At 65.0% G+C, this 21748-nt stretch carries 25 protein-coding genes; 10 read left to right on the forward strand and 15 right to left on the reverse strand.

All coding sequences use genetic code 11. The features are described from left to right. Window positions 1-15 precede the first annotated feature (15 nt). The 3 genes from J7I92_RS03195 to sigE form a co-directional block, all read right to left on the reverse strand. The gene (locus J7I92_RS03195; protein WP_214837252.1) at window positions 16-417 is read right to left on the reverse strand and encodes a Sec-independent protein translocase TatB; all 402 of its coding nucleotides are present in this window, start codon (window positions 415-417) and stop codon (window positions 16-18) included. A gap of 81 nt (window positions 418-498) precedes the next feature. Beyond that, window positions 499-1458, reverse strand: a complete 960-nt coding sequence (locus J7I92_RS03200) for a hypothetical protein (RefSeq protein ID WP_214837254.1) — start codon at window positions 1456-1458, stop codon at window positions 499-501. A gap of 161 nt (window positions 1459-1619) precedes the next feature. Further along, entirely contained in the window at window positions 1620-2249 is a 630-nt protein-coding gene (gene sigE / locus J7I92_RS03205) for an RNA polymerase sigma factor SigE (protein WP_214837257.1), read from the reverse strand. Between the two features lie 301 nt (window positions 2250-2550). Between sigE and J7I92_RS03210 the strand changes: the two genes are divergently transcribed. After that, entirely contained in the window at window positions 2551-3183 is a 633-nt protein-coding gene (locus J7I92_RS03210; protein WP_214837260.1) for an O-methyltransferase, read from the forward strand. A 46-nt stretch (window positions 3184-3229) separates the two neighbouring features. On the opposite strand, the gene J7I92_RS03215 is transcribed toward J7I92_RS03210, so the two are convergent. The 4 genes from J7I92_RS03215 to J7I92_RS03230 all read right to left on the reverse strand — a co-directional run bounded on the left by J7I92_RS03215 (window position 3230) and on the right by J7I92_RS03230 (window position 6157). After that, the gene (locus tag J7I92_RS03215; protein ID WP_083435355.1) at window positions 3230-3397 is read right to left on the reverse strand and encodes a DUF3117 domain-containing protein; all 168 of its coding nucleotides are present in this window, start codon (window positions 3395-3397) and stop codon (window positions 3230-3232) included. A 263-nt stretch (window positions 3398-3660) separates the two neighbouring features. Continuing rightward, window positions 3661-4893: a hypothetical protein gene (locus J7I92_RS03220; RefSeq protein ID WP_214838136.1), complete on the reverse strand. Its 1233-nt coding sequence runs from the start codon at window positions 4891-4893 to the stop codon at window positions 3661-3663. Between the two features lie 50 nt (window positions 4894-4943). Continuing rightward, complete coding sequence (locus J7I92_RS03225; protein WP_214837263.1) at window positions 4944-5303, reverse strand: DivIVA domain-containing protein; 360 nt, start codon at window positions 5301-5303, stop codon at window positions 4944-4946. A gap of 23 nt (window positions 5304-5326) precedes the next feature. Then, complete coding sequence (locus tag J7I92_RS03230) at window positions 5327-6157, reverse strand: TIGR00730 family Rossman fold protein (protein ID WP_214837268.1); 831 nt, start codon at window positions 6155-6157, stop codon at window positions 5327-5329. Window positions 6158-6321: 164 nt separating this feature from the next. Between J7I92_RS03230 and J7I92_RS03235 the strand changes: the two genes are divergently transcribed. The 4 genes from J7I92_RS03235 to J7I92_RS03250 all read left to right on the forward strand — a co-directional run bounded on the left by J7I92_RS03235 (window position 6322) and on the right by J7I92_RS03250 (window position 9614). After that, complete coding sequence (locus J7I92_RS03235) at window positions 6322-7077, forward strand: amino acid ABC transporter ATP-binding protein (RefSeq protein WP_214837271.1); 756 nt, start codon at window positions 6322-6324, stop codon at window positions 7075-7077. A gap of 69 nt (window positions 7078-7146) precedes the next feature. Next, a complete protein-coding gene (locus tag J7I92_RS03240) occupies window positions 7147-8034 on the forward strand; it encodes a glutamate ABC transporter substrate-binding protein (protein ID WP_214837274.1) in 888 nt (295 codons plus the stop codon). 93 nt (window positions 8035-8127) lie between these two features. Then, window positions 8128-8778 carry an amino acid ABC transporter permease gene (locus J7I92_RS03245; RefSeq protein ID WP_214837278.1) on the forward strand — a complete coding sequence of 217 codons (651 nt, stop codon included), beginning with the start codon at window positions 8128-8130 and terminating at the stop codon, window positions 8776-8778. Beyond that, window positions 8775-9614, forward strand: coding sequence for an amino acid ABC transporter permease (locus J7I92_RS03250; RefSeq protein WP_214837281.1), 840 nt, complete (start codon window positions 8775-8777; stop codon window positions 9612-9614). The genes J7I92_RS03245 and J7I92_RS03250 overlap by 4 nt, the downstream gene beginning before the upstream one ends. A 70-nt stretch (window positions 9615-9684) precedes the next feature. Here J7I92_RS03250 and dapE read toward each other — a convergent pair whose 3' ends face one another. After that, a complete protein-coding gene (dapE, locus tag J7I92_RS03255) occupies window positions 9685-10806 on the reverse strand; it encodes a succinyl-diaminopimelate desuccinylase (RefSeq protein ID WP_214837283.1) in 1122 nt (373 codons plus the stop codon). A 50-nt stretch (window positions 10807-10856) separates the two neighbouring features. On the opposite strand from dapE, the gene dapD reads away from it, so the two are divergent. Together dapD and J7I92_RS03265 are read left to right on the forward strand one after the other, a co-directional pair. Continuing rightward, complete coding sequence (gene dapD / locus J7I92_RS03260) at window positions 10857-11888, forward strand: 2,3,4,5-tetrahydropyridine-2,6-dicarboxylate N-succinyltransferase (RefSeq protein WP_214837286.1); 1032 nt, start codon at window positions 10857-10859, stop codon at window positions 11886-11888. Between the two features lie 55 nt (window positions 11889-11943). Continuing rightward, a complete protein-coding gene (locus J7I92_RS03265) occupies window positions 11944-12792 on the forward strand; it encodes a hypothetical protein (protein ID WP_214837289.1) in 849 nt (282 codons plus the stop codon). 50 nt (window positions 12793-12842) lie between these two features. Here J7I92_RS03265 and J7I92_RS03270 read toward each other — a convergent pair whose 3' ends face one another. Continuing rightward, window positions 12843-13454: a hypothetical protein gene (locus J7I92_RS03270; RefSeq protein ID WP_214837292.1), complete on the reverse strand. Its 612-nt coding sequence runs from the start codon at window positions 13452-13454 to the stop codon at window positions 12843-12845. Between the two features lie 53 nt (window positions 13455-13507). Further along, a complete protein-coding gene (locus J7I92_RS03275) occupies window positions 13508-14149 on the reverse strand; it encodes a TetR/AcrR family transcriptional regulator (RefSeq protein ID WP_214837295.1) in 642 nt (213 codons plus the stop codon). Between the two features lie 80 nt (window positions 14150-14229). On the opposite strand from J7I92_RS03275, the gene galE reads away from it, so the two are divergent. Then, window positions 14230-15243: a UDP-glucose 4-epimerase GalE gene (gene galE / locus J7I92_RS03280; RefSeq protein ID WP_214837298.1), complete on the forward strand. Its 1014-nt coding sequence runs from the start codon at window positions 14230-14232 to the stop codon at window positions 15241-15243. A 107-nt stretch (window positions 15244-15350) separates the two neighbouring features. On the opposite strand, the gene J7I92_RS03285 is transcribed toward galE, so the two are convergent. The 3 genes from J7I92_RS03285 to fdxA all read right to left on the reverse strand — a co-directional run bounded on the left by J7I92_RS03285 (window position 15351) and on the right by fdxA (window position 18371). Next, window positions 15351-16634 (reverse strand): citrate synthase, encoded by a 1284-nt coding sequence (locus J7I92_RS03285; RefSeq protein WP_043482784.1) that lies wholly within the window; start codon window positions 16632-16634, stop codon window positions 15351-15353. A 251-nt stretch (window positions 16635-16885) separates the two neighbouring features. Next, entirely contained in the window at window positions 16886-18034 is a 1149-nt protein-coding gene (dapC, locus tag J7I92_RS03290) for a succinyldiaminopimelate transaminase (protein WP_214837301.1), read from the reverse strand. A gap of 10 nt (window positions 18035-18044) precedes the next feature. Next, on the reverse strand, window positions 18045-18371 hold the full coding sequence (fdxA, locus tag J7I92_RS03295) for a ferredoxin (RefSeq protein ID WP_055796733.1): 327 nt from the start codon (window positions 18369-18371) through the stop codon (window positions 18045-18047). Between the two features lie 166 nt (window positions 18372-18537). On the opposite strand from fdxA, the gene J7I92_RS03300 reads away from it, so the two are divergent. Together J7I92_RS03300 and J7I92_RS03305 are read left to right on the forward strand one after the other, a co-directional pair. Continuing rightward, window positions 18538-18783, forward strand: coding sequence for a hypothetical protein (locus J7I92_RS03300; protein WP_311380066.1), 246 nt, complete (start codon window positions 18538-18540; stop codon window positions 18781-18783). 90 nt (window positions 18784-18873) lie between these two features. Then, the gene (locus J7I92_RS03305; protein WP_214837304.1) at window positions 18874-19383 is read left to right on the forward strand and encodes a helix-turn-helix domain-containing protein; all 510 of its coding nucleotides are present in this window, start codon (window positions 18874-18876) and stop codon (window positions 19381-19383) included. Window positions 19384-19402: 19 nt separating this feature from the next. Here the strand turns inward: J7I92_RS03305 and J7I92_RS03310 are convergent, their stop codons facing one another. Both J7I92_RS03310 and typA read right to left on the reverse strand, forming a co-directional pair. Continuing rightward, window positions 19403-19765: a hypothetical protein gene (locus tag J7I92_RS03310; RefSeq protein ID WP_214837308.1), complete on the reverse strand. Its 363-nt coding sequence runs from the start codon at window positions 19763-19765 to the stop codon at window positions 19403-19405. 48 nt (window positions 19766-19813) lie between these two features. Then, window positions 19814-21742, reverse strand: a complete 1929-nt coding sequence (gene typA / locus J7I92_RS03315; protein ID WP_214837311.1) for a translational GTPase TypA — start codon at window positions 21740-21742, stop codon at window positions 19814-19816. Window positions 21743-21748 lie beyond the last annotated feature (6 nt).

Consider the following 21748-nt stretch of genomic DNA (forward strand, 5'->3'; position numbering starts at 1 on the left):
TGCCGGAATACCGGCCTAGGTGGCCTCGGAGTCGAAAGGTGCCCGGTCGCCTGCGGCCAGCCGTTCAACGAGGCGCGCCGGACGCTCGTCAGCGTAGGACGCAGCGGAAGCAGAGGCGACTGCCGCGACAGCTGCCGGTGCACCGGCGCTCACGGGTTTGGTGTCGTCGTCGAGCAGTGCTTCCTTGATGATCCGGCGGGGATCGTACTGGCGGGGGTCGTACTTCTTCCAGTCAACCTCGTCGATGTCGATGCCGACTTCGTCCTTGATCTGTTCCCGTGCGCCGGATGCCATCCGGCGGACTTCCTTGACCAGGTTCGCCAGTTTCTGGGTGTATTCGGGCAGCCGGCTGGGACCGATCACCAGGACGCCGATGATCAGCAGAAGAATAAACTCCGGGCCGTTGATTCCAAACACTTTAGGAAGATTACCCTCTCCGGCACACTGGTGACGATTCGGACCCGGGCCGCGCAGCACGAGCCGCATCTGGCGGACGGGTCATGGCGTCAAAAGCTCCATGATGCGCCCCAGTCCCCGCTGCAGCCGCGCCGGCAGGCCTTCCGCGGCGGGTGCGGCATTGCCGGCCGCACCCGGGTCAGCGGCTCCCTCGACGCTGCCCGCCGGGGTGGTGGATCCCGCGCGAACCAGCTCGGAGATGCCGTCGTCGGCCGCGGCCGACGGCAGGTCCGAAATGTAAGTGAACGTGACGCCGGGGGCCTGGTAGATGGCCCGCCACGGGGCGGAAGCGTTGATCCACAGGGACCCCGGCGCTGCTGCACCGCCGTCGGACGGCGCAGGTACAAACCCGTCATCCGAGGCCGGATGGCCGGTCAGGATATTGGTGGGCGAAGACACCGGCACCGAGGCTGATGACCCGCCCGCAGGGCTTGCCGCAGCGTGCTGTTCCAGGACAGTGGCGAAATGCGTTCCGTCCGTCAGCCTCAGTTCGAGGACGCCCTGCCCCGCGACCGCCTCCCGTCGGGCCCAAAGCACGTGGAATCCCATCCCGTGCAGTTCCGGGCAGGACCATCCCTGCGTGCGGAGCTCCTCGAGATCCGCTGAGGTCAGCATTCCGGCCGCGCCCAGGGACCCCGCACTCTGGGACCCTGCATCCAGGGATACGGTCCCGGGCAAGGGCTGCAGTCCGAAGGCGGCCTCCTGCTGGAACGCCGGCGCCGAAGCACCTGCCGCCACAGGCCGGGGATCGCCGGCGAGGAAGTAGGCTGCAGCGGTCGCCACACCGGCGGCGGCCACAGCACCGCCTGCCGCCAGGCCCAGCGCTTTCAGGGCCGACGATGCAGTGCCGTAGTTCCCCGTGCCGTGGTTCCCTGTGCCGTTGCTCGCTGCCGCGGTGTTCGACGCCTGAGGTGCAGCGTGCGCCGCGGCGAGCTCCTGGGTCCTCGCCAGCAGCCTGGCCGTGAAGTCATCGCTGGCGGCCGGGATGGCCGCGTTGCGCATGCGCTCAAGATACTGCCGCTGACGCCATTGAAGGGACCTGCATTCGGGGCAGGATTCCACATGCGCAGTGCTGCGCCCGCGCCTGCCCCGCGGCAGGAATCCACGAGTGCAGTTGCCGCCAAGGCCACTCAGCAGCTTTCTCAGCCGACCCATGGAGCCGATCAGAGGATGCCGGCGATGCGGGGCATCTTAAGGCGCGGCTTGAGGGACTGCCTGGCGCGCGGATCGCGGTGCGCCAGCTTCTCGCGGAGCATTGTGCGGCCGCGGTGGATGCGGGACCGCACGGTGCCGAGTTTGACGCCGAGCGCTTCGGCCACCTCGTCGTAGGACAGGCCTTCGAGGTCACAGAGGACGACGGCGGCCCGGAAGTCCGGGGGCAGTTCCTCGAGGGCGGCCTGCACATCGAGGTCCAGGTTGTTGAATTCAAAGCTCTGTTCCGGGCCCGGCTCCCGTCCGGGCAACCGTGATTCGGCGTCCTCGGCAAGGGCGTCGAAGCGGATGCGGCTCTTGCGCCGTGCCTGGTCCAGGAAGAGGTTGGTGGTGATGCGGTGGAGCCAGCCATCGAGCGTTCCGGGCTTGAAGTTCTCCAGCGACCGGAAGACGCGGACGAACACCTCCTGGGTGAGGTCCTCGGCGTCGTACTTGTTGCCCGTCAACCGGTAGGCAAGGCGGTAAACCTTGGCGGAGTGGTTCGTGACCACTTCCTCCCACGTCGGCCTGACCCACTCGGCTTCCGACTGGGCCACCGGACCTTCACTTGCCGGGACAGGTGCCACAACTGATGCTGACATCGTCCACTCCCCTCGTGGATGGTACTAACGCCTGGACTGGTGCTGACACCAGTGCTTCGACGCCGATCACCGTCTTGGATGAGCGGATAACCATCATTTCAAATTTGGCTGGGAATTTCCTGACTATCCGTGGCCTTCAGCCTTGGGCGGAAACCCCGCTGGCGACCCATTCCCGGACGGGTGGTCCACGTCACATCGGCGGACAGCCACAGCTTGCCGCGCCGTCACCTCCGGGCCGGGCACCCCCGGACACAGTACGCTGTTAGAAACAATCCCCCTGCCGCCCAGAAAGCGAATCCTCATGAGCGCCGATAAGTCCACGAGCTGGTCCTATGCAGAAGATCTGCCTGCCGAGGATGAAGTCCTGCTGCACGCTCGCGAGCGCTCCTTTGAGCTGGGCGTGACTCCGGTCGGGCCGGGCGTGGGAGCAGTCCTGACCGTCCTGGCGGCAGCTTCGAAGGCCCAGACCGCTGTGGAAATCGGCACCGGGGCGGGAGTGTCCGGCGTCTGCCTGCTGCGCGGGCTCGGCCCGCAGGCGGTCCTCACCACCATCGACGTCGACGTGGAACACCTCAGGGCTGCGCGGGAGGCCTTCCAGGAGGCGGGAAGCCCCGCCAACCGCACGCGCACCATCTCCGGCCGCGCCGGAGACGTCCTCCCCCGGCTGACCGACAGCGCGTACGACCTCGTGTTCATCGACGCCGACAAGTCGGGCATCCCGGGATACGTCGAGCAGGCCATCCGGCTTCTGAAGCGCGGCGGCCTCCTGATCGTCAACGACGCCCTGGACAAGGACCGGGTGTCAAACCCGGCGGCCCGGGATTCCACCACAGTGGTGCTTCGCCAGGTAGGCAAGGCAATCCGCGACGACGACCGCTTGGCCTCCGCGATGCTGCCCACCGGGGATGGGCTGCTGGTCGCGGTCAAAAAGTAAGGCCGGGTCCGCAGCCTGACGGCCGCGGGCCCAGCCCCAGCAAGATCTATTCAGTAACGCCGACGAGGCATTCCCTGAGGTTTGCCGCCTCTGCTGCGTTCAGTTCGACCACAAGCCGCCCCCCGCCTTCGAGCGGCACACGCATGATCAGGCTGCGGCCCTCTTTGGTTACTTCCATAGGGCCGTCGCCGGTGCGTGGTTTCATAGCCGCCATGAGGAAAATCCCCTCCAATAGTCCCAGGACCTACCAGCCCGGGCGGGCTGTGGCCGCGTCGTCAATCAAGCCGCTATGGCGGCCCAGCAGCTGCCGCCATGACTGAACAGTGTTGAATGCAAAGCTCGATGGTTAATGCAAAGCTCGATGCAATTTGTTCATGCTTAATCCCTATTATCCTGTAATTACCCGCGTGTAGCTAATTGATGGATTTTCTTCATCGCTTGGAAAATTGCGCCCGCCGTCATAGCGCCCCCGCCCGCTCAGGGCGGATAGTCTCCCCCGCCGGGCAGCGGAGCCCACGCCCATAGCCACACAATCCAGACAATCTGCAACAGCAGGAACATGGTGACCACGGCACCGCGGTATGCCCGTGAACGCGAGATCAGGGCCGCGCTCAGCGCCAGCGGAAAGAGCGGCAGCAGCATCCGGAAGGTGCTGGTCTGCGGGTGCAGGAAAACCAGCAGGTAACCCATGTAGCAAACGCACCAGAGCCGCAGTTCGGTCCCGAGCGCCACCACCGGCGCCGACGTCAGGAAAAGACCGAACAGGGCCACAAACACAAAGGGAGCCAGCACGCCCAGCACGGGGCCAAAAAGCTGGATCCCGGTGTCGAACCACGGTTTAAAGGGCACCAGATCATGGCCGCGCCAGACGGTCTCCGTCTTCGTATACGCCGCGGGATCTCCGGTCACTGCCCATGCTATGGCGGGCCATAGCAGTGCGCTGAGTCCGCTCACGACGGTCAGGGCCGCCAGGGTTACAAGCTCGCGTCCGCTGTGCGGCAGCCTCGGCTTTCTGCCCTGAGCGGCTGGACGGCTTCGCTGCCACAGCCGGTAGACCAAGAGCATTCCCACCATGGCGGCGAAGGGCACGCCAGTTGGCCGGGAGAGGCACATCAGGACGACCACCGGCATCGCCCACAGATAGCGCCGCTGAACCACCAGGAGCAGTGCCGACGCCAGCAGCAGGAGGTTCAGGGATTCGGCATAGGGCACCTGCAGGATGGCGGCAACGGGGAACGTGGAAAAGAAGACCGCCGCCCACATTGCCGTGCAGTGGCCGGCCTGATGGCGGAAGAGGCAATACGCCACAAGGGCGGCACCGAGCCCGGCAGCCATCGCGATGAAGGTCAGGGCCACCGCCGGGGGCAGGCCAGTCACCGCCGCGACTGCCCGCCCCAGCATCGGGAACAGCGCGTAGAAGGCCCACGCGTTCTCCTGAACGTTCCCGCTTTCGTCCACGGGAAGCTGGCTCGGGTAGCCGTTCTGGGCCACCTCGCCGTACCAGCGGGCGTCCCAGATGTTGATGAAGTGCCAGTAATCAGGCTTGGGCGGGAACCAAGGGTTGACGCCCTGGTGCACGGCCGCCGCCATGAAAATGCAGGCGCTGACTATGCGGGCGGCCGTATATGCGCACGCAACCTGCGCCCACCACGGCCACCTCGCGGCCCGCGCGGCCGCCGTTCCCAGGCTTCTCCGCACCAAACCGGTCAGCCCGCGGCGGCTTTCCGGGAGCGCCCGGCCGGCGGACGTGTCCGGTCGGCTCAAGACACGCTCTCCCCCGGCTGCGCGTGGGCACGGAGTTCCGCCCTCAGCCGCTCAATTTCGCGGTCCTTGGCGGCAAGCTGATCACGGAGGTCGTCCAGCACCTGATCAACCTGGTCCATACGGTAACCGCGCAGCCCGAGGGAAAATCGGACGCGGTCGACGTCGGCAGGTGTGGCCTCGGCAGGAAGCAGCACGGGCGGCAGCGAGGCCACCGGTTCATCAAAGCCGTCCAAAAGCGCCGCGTCCCCGGACCGCCGGCGCCGGAAAATGCCCGACGCGGAATCAGCTCCGAAGAACAATGCGGCGCCGATCAGCGCGATGGCGAGGAAGATCAGGAAGAAACTCACAGGACCCATCGTGCCAGACGCCGCCGCACCCGCTATTCCGGACGCTGGTTCCCGTTCGGTGCGCCCCCCGCACCGTTGCTGGTGCCATCCACCGGCGACGGGCGGATGGCACCGTGGATGACGAGGTCCACAGCGTGTGCCGGCTCGTCGACCACCTGGATGAGGTCAAGGTCCTTCTCGGAAATCATGCCCTCCTCCACCAGCGTGCCCCGGATCCACTCGAGCATCGGCCCCCAGAAGGCGGCGCCGAGCAGCACGATGGGGAACGACGTGACTTTCCGGGTCTGGACCAGGACCATGGCCTCAAAGAGCTCGTCCAGGGTGCCCAGCCCGCCCGGCAGCACGATGAAGCCCTGGGCATATTTCACGAACATGGTCTTCCGCGCAAAGAAGTAACGGAAGTTGATGCCCAGGTCCACCCACTGGTTCAGCCCCTGCTCAAAGGGAAGCTCGATGCCGAGGCCCACGGAGACCCCGTTGCCTTGAACGGCGCCCTTGTTCGCGGCTTCCATCGAGCCAGGCCCGCCGCCGGTAATGACGGCCACACCGGCTTCGGCCAGTTTGCGGCCCACTTCAACACCGAGCTCGTAGTAGACGGAACCGGGCTTGGTACGGGCGGAACCGAACACGCTGACAGCCGGCCCCAGGTCCGCGAGCGCTCCGAAGCCCTCCACGAACTCGCTTTGGATCCGCAGCACGCGCCACGGATCCGTATGGACGAACTGCCCGGGGCCTTTGGTGTCCAGCAGATGCTGGTCAGACATCTCCACAGCCGCCTGTTTGCGGCGAAGCTCCAGCGGACCCTTGTGACGGGTGGCAATGGGAGGTGCTGTAGTTGCTGAAGGCTGCGGATCGGTACTCATCCACCAAGGCTAGCGCGGTTCCACCGGCACGCCACCACCGCGTGGCCGATCCTATGGACTGCGGCTCGCAGCCCGCTGACCTGCAGGTATCTCTTGAATCACGATCTGTAGGAACTTGGAGTGATTGGCGTCATAAGTGGCTAATGTTCGCTAGATTCTCTCTTATGACTACTCAAGTGCCCGGCGATTCGCTCGTCTCCCTGAAAGCCGTGAATAAGCACTACGGCCAGTTGCACGTACTCAAGGACATCAACCTTAACGTCCGCAAGGGCGAAGTTGTCGTGGTCATCGGGCCGTCAGGTTCCGGTAAGTCCACGCTCTGCCGGGCCATCAACCGCCTGGAGACTATCGATGACGGCAAAATCGCCATCGACGGTAAGGAACTGCCGGAGGAAGGCAAGGAACTCGCCAAGCTGCGTGCCGACGTCGGAATGGTCTTCCAGTCCTTCAATCTCTTCGCGCACAAGACGATCCTGGAAAACGTCACCCTTGGCCCCATCAAGGTAAAGGGCATGTCCAAGGGGCAGGCGGACAAGGACGCCATGGCGCTCCTGGAACGCGTGGGCGTGGGACACCAGGCGCCGAAGCTTCCGGCCCAGCTCTCCGGCGGCCAGCAGCAGCGTGTGGCGATTGCCCGCGCCTTGGCCATGAAGCCGAAGGTGATGCTGTTCGACGAGCCCACCTCGGCACTTGACCCGGAAATGATCAACGAAGTCCTTGACGTCATGATCCAGCTGGCCAAGGAAGGCATGACCATGGTCGTCGTGACCCACGAGATGGGCTTCGCCCGCAAGGCCGCCGACCGCGTCGTGTTCATGGCCGACGGCCAGATCGTCGAGGACTCCACGCCTGAAGAGTTCTTCACGAACCCGCAGAGCAACCGCGCCAAGGACTTCCTGTCCAAGCTCCTCACTCACTGATCACCCGAGACCGCACCTACTCATTTCGCACCCAGGCCACTACCGTGGCCGCCAATGAAAGGAAATGTCATGAAGGCATTTTTGACCCGACGGAAGTCCTTTGTGGTTGCAGCATCGGCAGCTCTCGCGCTGACCTTGAGCGCCTGCGGCGGGGGCGGCGGCGGCACCACCAGTAACCCCAGCGTCGCCGAAAAGCCGAGCTTCGCGGCCGGCAGCACCATGGAGAAGCTCGCCTCTGCCGGAACGATCAAGATCGGCACCAAGTACGACCAGCCGCTGTTCGGCCAGGTGGGCCTGGACGGCAAGCCGGTCGGCTTCGACGTCGAGATCGGCAAGCTGGTTGCCGCGAAGCTGGGCATTCCGGCGGACAAGATCGAGTGGTCCGAGACCGTGTCGGCCAACCGCGAACCCTTCATCGAACAGGGCAAGGTGGACTTGGTAATCGCCACTTACACCATCAACGACAAGCGCAAGCAGGTTGTCAGCTTCGCCGGACCGTACTACGAAGCCGGACAGGCACTTATGGTCAACAAGGACAATGACACCATCAAGAAGCCGGAGGACGTCGCCGGCAAGAAGGTCTGCTCCGTGACGGGCTCCACCCCTGCCGCCACCATCGTGGACAAGTACAAGGCCGTGCTGGTGCCGGCCGCGACGTACTCCGCATGCCTGGAGCCGCTGCGGAACAAGCAGGTTGAAGCAATCACCACGGACAACGTCATCCTCGCCGGTTTTGTGGACAAGGAGCCGGATGCCTTCAAGCTGGCTTCGGATGAAACCTTCACCAAGGAGCCCTACGGCATCGGCCTGAAGAAGGACGACACCGTTTTCCGCAACTGGATCAACGACCAGCTGGAAGAGTTCGGCAAGGACGGATCGTACAAGAAGGCCTGGGAAGCAACCGCCGGCTCCGTCATCAAGACTGCCCCGGAACTCCCGACCATCAACCGTTACTAATTACCGACGGCGGTTGCCGGGTCAGCTGCTCCGTGCAGCCCCGGCAACCGCCACTCCTTTTTCGCCCGCCTACGCCCAGAGCCGAAGGATCCTATGGACGTCATCATCGAAAACCTCCCGTTATATTGGGAAGGCCTTCTCCGCACCCTTTTCCTGTCTGTCGTCTCCGGGATCATCGCGCTGGTACTCGGGACCTTCCTGGCCGCAGCCCGTGTCTCCCCCGTGGCCGCCCTCCGCGGCTTCAGCACGGTCTATGTGGAAGTTCTCCGGAACACTCCCTTGACCATTGCGTTCTTTTTCGCGGCGATCGTCCTGCCCCGCCTCGGCGTGACTTTCGAGCAGTTCGAAGTGGCCGCCATCATCGCCCTTAGCGCCTACACGTCGGCCTTCATTGCCGAAGCTGTCCGTTCCGGCGTCAACAGCGTGCCGGTCGGCCAGGCTGAAGCAGCGCGCAGCATTGGCATGAAGTTCGGCCAGGTGCTGTCACTCATCATCCTGCCGCAGGCCCTCAGGACGGTCATCCCGCCGATGATCAACATCCTGATTGCCCTCGTGAAGAACTCCTCGGTTGCGGGCGCATTCTTCGTCCTGGAACTGTTCGGCTATGGCCGCCAAATGGCCAACGCCAACGGAGACCAGGTCATGGCCGTGCTGCTGGGCGTGGCGTTCTTCTATCTGCTCCTCACCGTTCCGCTGGGCATCCTCGCCAGCACGGTGGAGCGAAAGGTGGCGATTGCCCGATGAGTTCAGTCCTTTACGATGTTCCCGGCCCCAAGGCGCGCCGGGTATCCCTGATCGGTTCGGTGATCGGGTCAGTCCTGATCATTGGACTGCTCGCCTGGATCATTATGACCCTCGCCCAGCAGGGCATCTTCGAAGGACGCCGCTGGGCGATCTTCACCCGCGGGGATGTCTGGATGCTGCTCGGCAACGGCATCGGGGCCACGCTCAGCGCGGCCGCCATTGCTGCGGTCATCGCCTTCCCGCTGGGCCTGATGCTCTGCCTGCTGCGGATCTCCCTGGTTCCCTGGATCCGGATCCCCACCCGGGTGGTCCTCGAGTTCCTGCGCGGCATGCCGGTTGTCCTGATGATGCTGTTCGTCCTGCTGGTGTTCGGCACCAGTTCCTTCATCGCCGTGGTGGCCGGCCTCGTGCTGTACAACGCGGCCATCTTCGCGGAGATCCTCCGAGCCGGCATCCAGTCACTGCCCAAGGGACAGCGGGAGGCCGGCCTGACAATCGGTTTGACCAGCTTCCAGTCCCGGATGCTCATCGAGCTGCCCCAGGCCGTCCGCCGCATGATGCCCTCACTGGTGGCCCAGCTGGTGGTGCTGCTGAAGGACACCTCTCTCGGATACATCGTGGCGTACGGCGAACTGCTCCGTGCCGTGCAGGTCATGGCGGACTTCCTGGGCAACGCCTACCTGTTCCCCATCTTCTTTGTGGCCGCCGCCATCTACATTGCGATCAACATCTGCGTTTCCCGCTTGGCAGTGTGGATCGAGCGCCGCGGCTCCAAGAAGGCCGCCGGCGGCGTGGCCAAGGCTGAAGCCGCCGCTGTTGAGACTGCCGCCAAGTAAATCCCGGCAAGCAAAAGGAGGGCCGGATCCGCCAGGATCCGGCCCTCCTGCGTCCCCCGGGTGCCGCTGGTTAGCCCAGCCATGTCCGCAGCGCCCGCAGGCACTCACGGATGGCGTCGGCGTCGACGTGTTCGTTGTCCTTGTGCGCCAGGAGCGGGTCGCCGGGTCCGAAGTTCACGGCCGGGATGCCCAGCTCGCTGAAACGCGCGACGTCGGTCCAGCCGTACTTGGGCTTGGGCTCCGCGCCGACGGCGGCCACGAAGGACGCGGCGGCCGGGTGGTTCAGCCCGGGCCGGGCGCCGGCGGCGGCGTCCGTACGGACGACGTCGAACCCGTCGAGGAGTTCGCGGACGTGGGCTTCGGCGTGGTCGGTGGACTTGTCGGGAGCGAAGCGGTAGTTGATTTCGACGACGCAGCGGTCCGGGATGACGTTACCGGCGGTGCCGCCATGGATTTTTACGGCGTTGAGGCTTTCCCGGTAGTCCAGGCCGTCCACATTGACGGTGGCCGGCTTGTAGGCCGCCAGCCTGGCCAGGATGGGTGCGGCGGCATGTATGGCGTTGCTCCCCATCCAGGCGCGGGCGGAATGCGCGGCTTCGCCAATGGTGGTCGCTTCGAAGCGCATGGTGCCGTTGCACCCGCCTTCCACTGTTCCGTGCGTCGGCTCCAGCAGGATGGCAAAGTCGCCGTCAAGCAGCTCTCCGTGGTTGCGCACCAGCCGGCCGAGTCCGCTCTTGACCGCTTCCACTTCCTCATGGTCGTAGAACACGAAGGTGACGTCCTTGCTCGGTTCCGCCCCGCCGTCGAACATTGTTGCGGCCAATGCCAACTGGACCGCGACTCCGCCTTTCATGTCCGTGGTGCCGCGGCCGTACAGAAGCCCCTCCCCCGGTGCCCCGGAGGGCCAGAACGAGGGCACGGTGCCGAGGGCTCCTTCGGTGGTGGGCAGCGGCACCGTGTCCAGGTGCCCCGCCAGGATGACCCGCTCCGGGCGGCCAAGGGAGGTGCGGGCAATGATGGAGTCGCCGTCCCGGACAACGGCAAGCTGCGGAATCTGCAGCAGCGCATGTTCGACGGCGTCGGCCAGCTCCTTCTCGTTGGCCGAGACACTGTTGATGTCGATGAGCGCAGCAGTGAGGAGGGCGACGTCCTGGCGGAGATCCAGGCGGACAGAGGCGGTTTGAGCAGTCACGATGACAGTCTAGTTCGAGACCTGCTCCCGCCTCTCGATAGACTGGGGCCATGACTGAAACCGCTGCTGCTTCCGCCGTGCCCGCTGACAACTCCGCGTCCACCGACGCCCGCTCCGCCTATGGCTATGGTGTGGCCACCATCTCCACCCGCAATGGCGAGTCCACGGTGCTGGATGTCTGGTTCCCGGCCCCGTCCCTCGGAACCGCAGCGGACAGCCTCCAGGACGTTGAGAACGCTGATCCGGTGCTGGCCGAGATCGCAGCGGGCGGCGCCGATGCTGACCGCGGCACTGAGCAGCAGGTGGTGTTCGCCCAGGTGAACCTCGACGAAGCCCCTGCGGACACGGTGGATGCCTACCTCCGCCTGCACCTGCTCTCGCACCGCCTGGTCCAGCCCAACACCATCAACCTGGACGGCATCTTCGGCAAGCTCCCCAACGTCGTCTGGACCAACTTCGGGCCCGCGGCCGTTGAGGGCTTCGAACTGACCCGCGCGAAGCTGCGCAAGCGCGGTGCCGTCACCGTCTACGGCGTGGACAAGTTCCCGCGCATGGTGGACTACGTGGTTCCCGCCGGGGTCCGCATCGCCGACGCCGACCGCGTCCGGCTTGGCGCCCACCTTGCCGAAGGAACCACGGTGATGCACGAAGGTTTCGTGAACTTCAACGCCGGCACCCTGGGCACCTCCATGGTGGAAGGCCGCATCTCGGCCGGAGTCGTGGCGGGGGACGGCACCGACGTCGGCGGCGGCGCATCGATCATGGGCACCCTGTCCGGCGGTGGCAAAGAGAAGATCTCCCTTGGCGAGCGCGTACTGCTGGGCGCCAACTCCGGAGTCGGAATCAGCATCGGTGACGACTCGGTGGTGGAGGCCGGCCTGTACGTCACGGCCGGGACCCGTGTCAGCGTCGTGGGGCCGAAGGACGCCGACGGCGAAGACACCACCAAGGTGGTCAAGGCCGTGGAACTCTCCGGTGTGCCCAACCTGCTGTTCCGCCGCAATTCCACCAGCGGCGGCGTGGAAGTGCTTCCCCGCAAGGGCCAGACCGTGGAACTCAATGAGGCACTCCACGCCAACTGATCCATCCGCCCGCCGAAGTTCAACCGGCCCGTCCAGGGCCTGAGGGAGTAGCCTCGTGTCACGGAAACGTGGCCTGCGCCGCCTGGCAGTGCTGGGGCTGGCCCTGGCCCTGGTTGCCGGAGCGCTCTATACGGCCTTGGCCATCATCCAGCGTTCGGAGACGCTCGTCGCCGAAAAGTGCACCGTCACCGTGGGATCGCGCACTGCTGAACTGGCTACCGACCAGGCGGCCAACGCCGCCCTGATCACCGCCGTCGCCGTACGGCGTGGCCTGCCTCCGCGCGCGGCGAGCATCGCCCTGGCCACTGCCATGCAGGAATCAAAGCTGCGCAACATCGAGCACGGTGACCACGCCGGCCCCGATTCCCGCGGCCTCTTCCAGCAACGGCCCTCGCAGGGCTGGGGAACCGCGGAACAGGTGATGGACCCCTATTACTCCACCGGGGTGTTCTACGATGCGCTGGTGAAGATCCCGGGGTACGACTCCCTGGAAATCACGGCTGCCGCCCAGCAGGTCCAGCGGTCCGCCTACCCGCAGGCCTATGCCCAGCATGAGGACATGGGCCGGGCCTACGCCTCGGCCCTGACTGGGGAGTCGAGCGAAGCACTGGACTGCACCCTCAAGTCACCCGAAGGCCCCGGTGATGCCCAGGCTGTGCTTGACGAGCTGAATACGGCTTTCGGGAACGTCCCGGCGACGGCGGATGGCAGCACCATCGTGCTGGAGGCGAGCGGCCGCCAGGCCTGGGCGGTTGCTCAGTGGGCCGTGGCGAACGCGAAATCCCTGGCCGTAACGGAAGTCCGCGTGGAGGGACGAAGCTGGGACCGGTCGTCCCGGGACGGCTGGCAGGTTGCGGACGCGCCGTCCGGCCAGGTCACGGTCACGGTCGCAGCCGCTCCCTGAAATCGGAATGCGGCCCGCTGGATCGGGGCCAATGGATCGGCCCGCGGATCTTAGACCAGCAGCTCCACGACGGGCTGGACGTAGCTTCGGAACACCTCCGGCTGGGACAGCAGTTCCTTGCTCATGATGATCTTGTCCGGCTCCAGGTACCAGGCCCGCGGTTCCGTGAGCGGCAGTTCGATGATGGTCAACGTGAAGTCGCGCGAACTGCGGCCCACCTCCAGCAGCCGGTCCTCCACCATGTCGCCAAGCAGCTGCGGGGCGCCGCTGGCCTCCCGTTCGGCTTCCAGCTCGGTGTATTCGGAGCGGCGTTCCCGCGCCCAGGTCAAGGCCGAACCGAAATGGGCCTGCAGCACACGCTGCAGGGCCGGGGAGTTCCCAAAGGCATCAAAGTGGGGCGGCGTGACATCCGGGGTCATCTTGGGGTGCGCCTTCAGCAACTGCTCCCACCAGGCCTCCCATTCAGTCTTCAGCGCGCTGAACCCGCCTACTTCGGACGTGAGGTTGCTGTGGTCCACCGGCCGGATCTTCGGTGCCAGGTGGCAAAGTGCAGGGTGCCCGGCGCTGTCGAGTCCGGCGGCGTCGCGAACATACAATGCGATGAGCATGGGACCCGAGGTGTCCATGGTGATACGCCAGCCAGGACCGCCTGTGTCGTGCATCCGAATGGCCTCCCTTGTTTACTGTCCCAGTGTATTCCTCATGACTACTGACGTTAATGGCTGGCCGCAGACTCACCCAGGCTCTGCAGGTGGGAGGACAGAACGTCCCGGCACATGTCCTCATTCATCCATTCCGGCTGGAGCAGGGCGTGCATGGTGAGCCCGTCCAGCGTGGCCAGCAGCCGCTCCGCCTCGATGACCAGCGACTGTTGGCCCTGGCCGTCGCTTTCGGATTCCCCCGGTGGCCGGAGCTCCATGATGAGCCACCCGATGACGGCGGCCACAGCCCGGTGGCTACGGTCGGCTTCTCCCGCGAGGAAAGCCCTGATCCGGGCAGCATTCTTGAACGCCATCCACACGCAAGCGTCAACGGCCCGCTCCTCATCAAGCGGGAGGAACTGGCCCAGCAGGGTTAACACGCCATCCCGGTGCTCCGCGGTCCCGGGGACCAGCTGCGTCAGCTGATCGCGGGCCTGTTCCAGCCGGCCGGTGATGCGGTCCACCACCACGCCGAAGGAGTGGGCCAGCAGCTCGTCACTGCTGGAGAAGTAGTGGCGGACCGAACCCACCGCCAGTCCGGCCTCATCAGCCACTTCGCGCAGCGAGGCCCGTTCCAGCCCGTCCGCGGCGATGATCCTGAAAACTGCTTCCACAACTTCCTGTCGCCGGGCTGCGGCATCAACAATTTTCGGCACTCCTACTTTTTAGCACAGGTGTGCCGCCAAAGTGCGGGCAACACGGGCAGACGGAGGCCAATTGGGATAGCGTTGAGCCCATGAGAATTCTGGTTACGGGCGGCACCGGCTACATCGGGTCGCACACAGTACTATCCCTGCAGGAAGCCGGCCATGAGGTTGTGGTCATCGACAATCTGGTCAACTCAAGCGAGGAGTCGTTGCGCCGCGTAGCCGAGCTCAGCGGCAAGGAGGCGGTGTTCCACAACGTCGACCTCGTGGACGAGCAGGCCGTGGATGCCGTGTTCGCCCGCGACCGGATCGATGCCGTGATCCACTTTGCCGGCCTCAAGGCAGTGGGCGAATCCGTTACCCAGCCGTTGAGGTACTACTACAACAACCTCGTGGGCACGCTGAACCTGATCCGGGTGATGGACCGGCACGATGTCCGCTCCATCGTGTTCAGCTCCTCCGCCACCGTGTACGGCGAGCACAACCCCATCCCGTATGTGGAGAAGATGGAGATCGGTGCTAACAACCCCTACGGCCGGACGAAGGAGCAGATCGAGGACATTCTTTCTGACGTCGGTGCCGCGGACAGCCGCTGGCACATCGCCCTCCTGCGGTACTTCAACCCGGTGGGAGCACACCCGTCGGGCCGGATCGGCGAGGACCCCCAGGGCATCCCCAACAACCTGGTGCCGTTCATCGCCCAGGTCGCGGTGGGGCGCCGTGAAAAGCTGATGGTGTTCGGCGGCGACTACGACACCCCCGACGGCACCTGCCTCCGTGACTACATCCACGTCGTCGACCTCGCCGAGGGCCATGTTGCCGCGCTCAACCACGTGGCTGACCGTACCGGCGTGTTCCGCTGGAACCTCGGCTCCGGGAAGGGCTCCTCAGTGCTGGAGGTCCTGCGCTCCTTCGAAAAGGCGGTGGGCAAGCCGATCCCCTATGAGATCACCGGCCGCCGCGCGGGAGACCTCCCCGCGTTCTGGGCCGACGCCACGTCCGCGCTGGCGGACCTGAGCTGGTCCACCACCAAGACCGTTGACCAGATGTGCGAGGACCACTGGCGCTGGCAGAAGAACAACCCGCTCGGCTACAACTCCTGACGCCCCGTTGATCAACTAAAGCGGAAACAACGACGCCGGCCGCGCACCTGAGGTGCGCGGCCGGCGTCGTTGATTAATTCTTTGTCTACTGCATTGGGCGTACCGGGCTAGCTGGCCGGGTAGTTGCGCTCGGGCTCTCCTGTGTAGAGCTGGCGCGGACGGCCAATCTTGGTGCTGGGGTCATTGATCATTTCGCGCCACTGGGCAATCCAGCCCGGCAGGCGGCCAATGGCGAACAGCACGGTGAACATCTTCTCCGGGAAGCCCATGGCCTTGTAGATCAGGCCGGTGTAGAAGTCCACGTTCGGGTAGAGCTTGCGCTGGATGAAGTAGTCATCACCCAGGGCCTTCTCTTCCAGGCGCATGGCGATGTCCAGCAGTTCGTCATTGCCGCCGAGCTTGCCGAGCACCTCGTGGGCGGTGTCCTTGACGATCCTGGCCCGCGGATCGTAGTTCTTGTAGACGCGGTGCCCGAAGCCCATCAGGCGGACGCCGTCCTCCTTGTTCTTGACCTTCTCCATGTAATCCTCGGGCTTGATGCCCTCGGTCTGGATCTGGCGCAGCATCTTGAGGACCGCTTCGTTGGCACCGCCGTGAGCCGGGCCGAACAGTGCATTGATGCCCGCGGACACCGATGCGAAGAGGTTGGCGTTCGACGAGCCGACCAGGCGCACCGTGGACGTGGAACAGTTCTGTTCGTGGTCCGCGTGCAGGATCAGGAGGAGGTCCAGGGCCTTCACCATCACCGGGTCCAGTTCATACTGTTCAGCCGGGAGGCCGAAGCTGAGGCGCAGGAAGTTCTCCACGAGGTTCATGGAGTTGTCCGGGTAGAGCATGGGCTGGCCGATACTCTTCTTCAGCGCGTACGCGGCGATGACCGGCATCTTGGCCAGCAGGCGGTACGTGGAAACTTCGACGTGCTCGGCGTTGAAGGGGTCCAGGGAATCCTGGTAGAAGGTGGAGAGGGCGGACACGGCCGAGGACAGCACGGGCATCGGGTGGGCGTCGCGCGGGAAGCCGCCGAAGAAGCCCTTGAGCTCTTCGTGCAGCAGTGTGTGGCGGCGGATGCGCTGATCGAAGGCATCCAGTTCGGTGGGCGTCGGCAGGTTGCCGTAGATCAGTAGGTAGGAAACTTCCAGGAAGCTGGAGTGCTGCGCCAGCTGTTCGATCGGGTAGCCGCGGTACCGCAGGATTCCGGCATCGCCGTCGATGTACGTGATTGCCGAAGTGGTGGCCGCGGTGTTCATGAAACCGGGGTCAAAGGCAACGGCGCCTGTCTGCTTCAGCAGTTTGGAAACGTCATAGCCTTCGTTTCCTTCTACAACCTTGATTCGGGGGAGTTCGAGCTCGCCGCCCGCATGGCGCAGGGTTGCGCTGGTGGTCTCAGTCATGGAGTCTCCTCATGAGGCGTCTGGGCCTCTCTGTAGAAAGCTTGATCCAACCTCCGGTGGAGCCCGCCCGCGGAGCCTGCATGGACAGGGATTCCAACGGCCGGGCTGCCTTCTTGTAGAAAGCCACCATTGATAGTCAGTTAAAAAGTACCGCTCCGAGGCAAGGTGGCACTAATCCGCTAGTGCCGAAATGCCCCAAAAACGCCTCCATTGTGTTGCGTGTCACACCATTGTTACGGACCTGGGGCCCATTAAGGAGCAGCGGTCAGACGCGCCACTGCCGCGTCGATCCGCTCATCCGCGGCGGTGAGCGCAACCCTGATGAAGCCGTTGCCTGCATCCCCGTAGAACACACCCGGGCCAACCACGATTCCCAGCTCCGCCAGCCGGCCAACTGTGTCCCAGGTGGCCTCGCCCGCACTGCACCACAGGTAGAGCCCGGCCTTGGATTCGTGGATGGTCAGCCCGAACTCCTCCAGCGCGGGAACTATCCGTTCGCGCCGGCTGCGGTAGAGGTCCTTTTGCGCCTGGACGTGGGCGTCGTCGCCCAGTGCGACGCGCATCGCTTCCTGTACCGGGTAGGGAACAATCATTCCGGCGTGCTTGCGGCTGTTGACCAGGTTGGCCATGAGGAGCGGATCGCCGGCGATGAAGGCTGCACGGTACCCGGCAAGGTTCGATTGTTTGCTTAGCGAGTAGACCGCGAGCAGGCCCTCATGTGATCCGCCGGCAACACGCGGGTCCAGGATGCTGGGTACTGGCTGGCCGCCGCGCTGGACGTCCCACTCCCCCCAGCCAAGCTCCGCATAGCATTCGTCGGACGCCACCACGGCGCCAAGCTCACGTGCCTGGTCCACGATCCGCTTCAGTGAATCTGCGTCACGCACGCTTCCCGTGGGGTTGCCCGGCGAATTCACCCAGACCAGCCGGACGCGCTGCCGTGTCTCGTCATCAAGTTCGTCGAGGTCGTCAGCGGCAACCTGCTCGGCACCGGCGAAAGTCGCCCCGATGTCGTAGGTGGGGTAGGCCACGGTAGGACGGACGACGACGTCGCCTGGCTTGAGGCCCAAAAAGAACGGCAGCCACGCCACCAGTTCCTTGGAACCGACAGTCGGCATCACGTCCCGTGGATCGATCCCGGCAACGCCGCGGCGGCGCGCGAACCAGTCGGCGATGGCCCCGCGAAGCGCCGGAGTGCCGTGCACCGTAGGGTACCCGGGGGCGTCGGCGGCCTGCTGGAGCGCTTCCTGGATCAGGGCAGGCGTGCGGTCCACGGGGGTGCCGATGGACAGGTTGACCGCCCCGCCGGGGTGCTCGGCGGCCTTGGCAAGATACGGTGCCATGGCCTCCCACGGGTAATCGGGCAGGCTGAGGCCGAAGCTGCGTACCGCGGACGTCACGCCAGGTGCCTCAGTGATCCTGGTTCTGGGGCGGCAGGGCGGCAATCATGGGGTGGTCGGTATGGGTGTTGCCGACCTTCGCCGCACCGCCGGGCGAACCCAGGTCGTCGAAGAATTCGACGTTGGCCTTGTAGTAGTCGGCCCACTCGTCCGGAGTGTCATCCTCGTAGTAGATGGCCTCGACGGGGCAGACCGGTTCGCAGGCACCGCAGTCGACGCATTCGTCCGGGTGGATGTAGAGGGACCGCTCACCCTCGTAGATGCAATCGACGGGGCATTCTTCAATACATGCCTTGTCCTTGACATCTACACACGGCTGCGCGATTACGTACGTCACGTCCCTTGCCTCTCCACGTTGGTTCCGGCACCCGGCCGGTGATCACTTCCGGCCTGAGCGCCGGGCTGCTGACTTCAGAGCCTATTATCTACCAGCTTGCTCCCGCGAACCTAGCCGGGCGTCATACAAGCCGGGCATCACAGGCTCAGCATCCTAGTATGAAGTGGTGAATCCGCAGAACCCCGCTCCCCGGCAGTTCCTTGAAGGCGCGTCCCTGGGCACAAGGGTGGTAGTCCGTTACAGGATATCCGACGGGCTGACGGACGCACTCGGCGAGCTGGTGGGGATCAGCGCAACGGAATGTACGGTCCGGACCCGACGGGCCGACGTCGTTATTCCCTTGGCCCTGGTGGTGGCGGCGAAGCCGGTGCCGCCGGCTCCGCCGCGGCGCGCTCCCCGGACCGCACCCTAACCGGCAACTGCGCCGGACGGGCAGCACCGGACTGGCAGCACGGCGCAGTGATCGACAAGCGTCAATCACTGGTTGGCTACACTTTTCCTTATGGATCGGCCGGTGCAGGACACTGATGCGGACGTTGCGGCCAGGGGACGTGCCCTGAGCTCTCCGCTGCGACTGAGGATCCTCCGGCTGTGCCTGCACAAGTCCCGGACCAATAAGGAAATAGCAGATCTTCTGGACCTCAATCCGGCGTCCAGCCTGCACCATGTCCGGACGCTGGTGCGGACCGGTTTCCTCATGCCGGAAGAGCGCCGGAAAGGCAAGCGGGGTGCCGTCGAGGTTCCGTACATTGCCAGCCGAAAGTCGTGGCACACGCCGGTGGACAATGTGGCTCCGGTCCTGATCGAGACGTTCCTGCAGGAGACCCGGGATCTTCCGTCGGAGGACATTGAGGTCTGGCGGCTCGGAGTGAAATTCAATGCGGCACGCCGGGAGGAGATGCTCGGCAAGCTGCGGGCGATTGTCGAGGAATACGTCCGGCTCCCCGCTGACGACGACGGCGAGGCCACCTCGCTGATGATCGCCCATCACCGGGATCCAACCGCCGGCTGAGCCGCCGGCCGGGGCCGGTTCAGCTCGCCGTTTGCGGGTGCCGGTACCGGCGGCACCAGACAAGCATGACGACGGTTGCACCCGCAATGCCGTAGATCCAGATGTTCCCGGGAAGATCCCCCGCTATGAGCCGCTTGCCGGGCTCCAGCATGGACCACCAGCCCGCCAGCATGTAGCAGACCATGCCGCACACCGCCGTCGGGATCAAGGACCTGCAAGCCGTCCCAAGGAGCAGCTGGACGGAACCGAGAAGGACCAGCGCTGCCACGGCGCCCCAGGGTAGAACGATGCCGGAGAGCATCCACTGCTGGCGGTGCAGGGCCGTGCCTGCGGCAGCTACAAAAAGAGCTGCCGGCAGGGCGGCGGCGATGCCGCCTGCCATGCCGGCAGCTCTATTGTTCACGAGGCTGATGACCGGAACGGGCCGGGATCAGGCTTTGGCGCGGGCGCGGTTGGCCTTGGCACGCTCGTTGGTGTCCAGGATGACCTTGCGGATACGGATGGACTCCGGGGTAACCTCAACACACTCGTCCTCGCGGGCGAACTCGAGGGACTCTTCGAGGGTCAGGTCGCGCGGCGGCGTCAGGTTCTCGAAGGTGTCGGAGGAAGCTGCACGCATGTTGGTGAGCTTCTTTTCCTTGGTGATGTTCACGTCCATGTCATCGGCGCGGGAGTTCTCGCCCACGATCATGCCCTCGTAAACCTCGGAGGTGGGCTTCACGAAGAAGGAGCCGCGTTCCTGCAGGTTGATCATGGCGAACGGGGTCACAACACCGGCGCGGTCGGCGACCATGGAGCCGTTGGTGCGGTACTCGATCGGGCCGGCCCACGGCTCGTAGCCCTCGGCGATGGAGGCTGCAATGCCGGCGCCGCGGGTGTCCGTGAGGAACTTGGTCCGGAAACCGATGAGGCCGCGGGCCGGAACGATGAATTCCATCCGGCACCAGCCGGTGCCGTGGTTGGCCATGTTGGTCATGCGGCCCTTACGGGCGGCCATGAGTTGGGTGACAGCGCCGAGGTACTCTTCCGGCACGTCGATGGTCATGTGTTCCATCGGTTCGTGGATCTTGCCGTCGATGGTCCTGGTGACCACCTGCGGCTTGCCGACGGTCAGCTCGAAGCCTTCACGGCGCATCTGCTCAACCAGGATGGCGAGTGCGAGCTCGCCACGGCCCTGGACTTCCCAGGCGTCCGGACGCTCGGTGGGGAGAACCTTGATGGAGACGTTACCGATCAGTTCCTTGTCCAGGCGATCCTTCACCTGGCGGGCCGTGACCTTGGCGCCCTTGACCTTGCCGGCCAGCGGCGAGGTGTTGATACCGATGGTCATGGAGATCGCGGGATCGTCCACCGTGATGAGCGGCAGCGGCTGCGGGTTCTCGGCGTCGGTCAGGGTCTCACCAATGGTGATTTCCTCGATGCCGGCTACGGCGACGATCTCGCCCGGGCCGGCAGATTCGGTAGGAACACGGTCCAGTGCCTTGGTAGCCAGGAGTTCCGTGATCTTGACGTTCTTGAGTTCACCGTTAGCACGTGCCCAGGCAACGGTCTGGCCCTTGCGCAGGGTGCCGTTGTAGATACGCAGCAGCGCGAGGCGGCCAAGGAACGGCGAGGCGTCCAAGTTAGTGACGTGCGCCTGGAGGACACCGTTCGGGTTGTACGTCGGAGCGGGGATGTGCTCGATGATGGTCTGGAACAGCGGCTCCAGGTCTTCGTTCTCCGGAGCGGTGCCGTCAGCCGGCTGCTCGAGGGAGGCGCGGCCTACCTTGGCGGCGGCGTAGACAACCGGAACTTCGAGGATCTTGTCCAAGTCCAGGTCCGGAACTTCGTCGGCGAGGTCGGAGGCCAGGCCCAGGAGCAGGTCCATGGACTCGTGGACAACTTCTTCGATCCGCGCGTCGGGGCGGTCGGTCTTGTTGACCAGCAGGATCACCGGCAGGTGCGCGGCAAGGGCCTTGCGGAGCACGAAGCGGGTCTGGGGCAGCGGGCCCTCGGAAGCGTCAACCAGGAGTACCACGCCGTCAACCATGGACAGGCCGCGCTCCACCTCGCCGCCGAAGTCGGCGTGGCCGGGGGTGTCGATCACGTTGATGGTGATGGTCTCGCCCTTGGAGGACGGTCCGTTGTAGGCCACCGTGGTGTTCTTGGCCAGGATGGTGATGCCCTTTTCGCGCTCCAGGTCACCGGAGTCCATGACGCGGTCTTCGAGGTGGTTGTGCTCGGCAAAGGAGTTGGTCTGCTTGAGCATGGCGTCGACCAGGGTGGTCTTGCCGTGGTCAACGTGGGCCACGATCGCGACGTTGCGCAGATCACTGCGCGATGCAGTGGCTACCGCGGTGTTGGTGGTGGTTTCAGACATGCGTTA

The sequence above is a fragment of the Arthrobacter sp. ISL-72 genome (genome assembly GCF_018613755.1).
Lineage (GTDB): Bacteria > Actinomycetota > Actinomycetes > Actinomycetales > Micrococcaceae > Arthrobacter.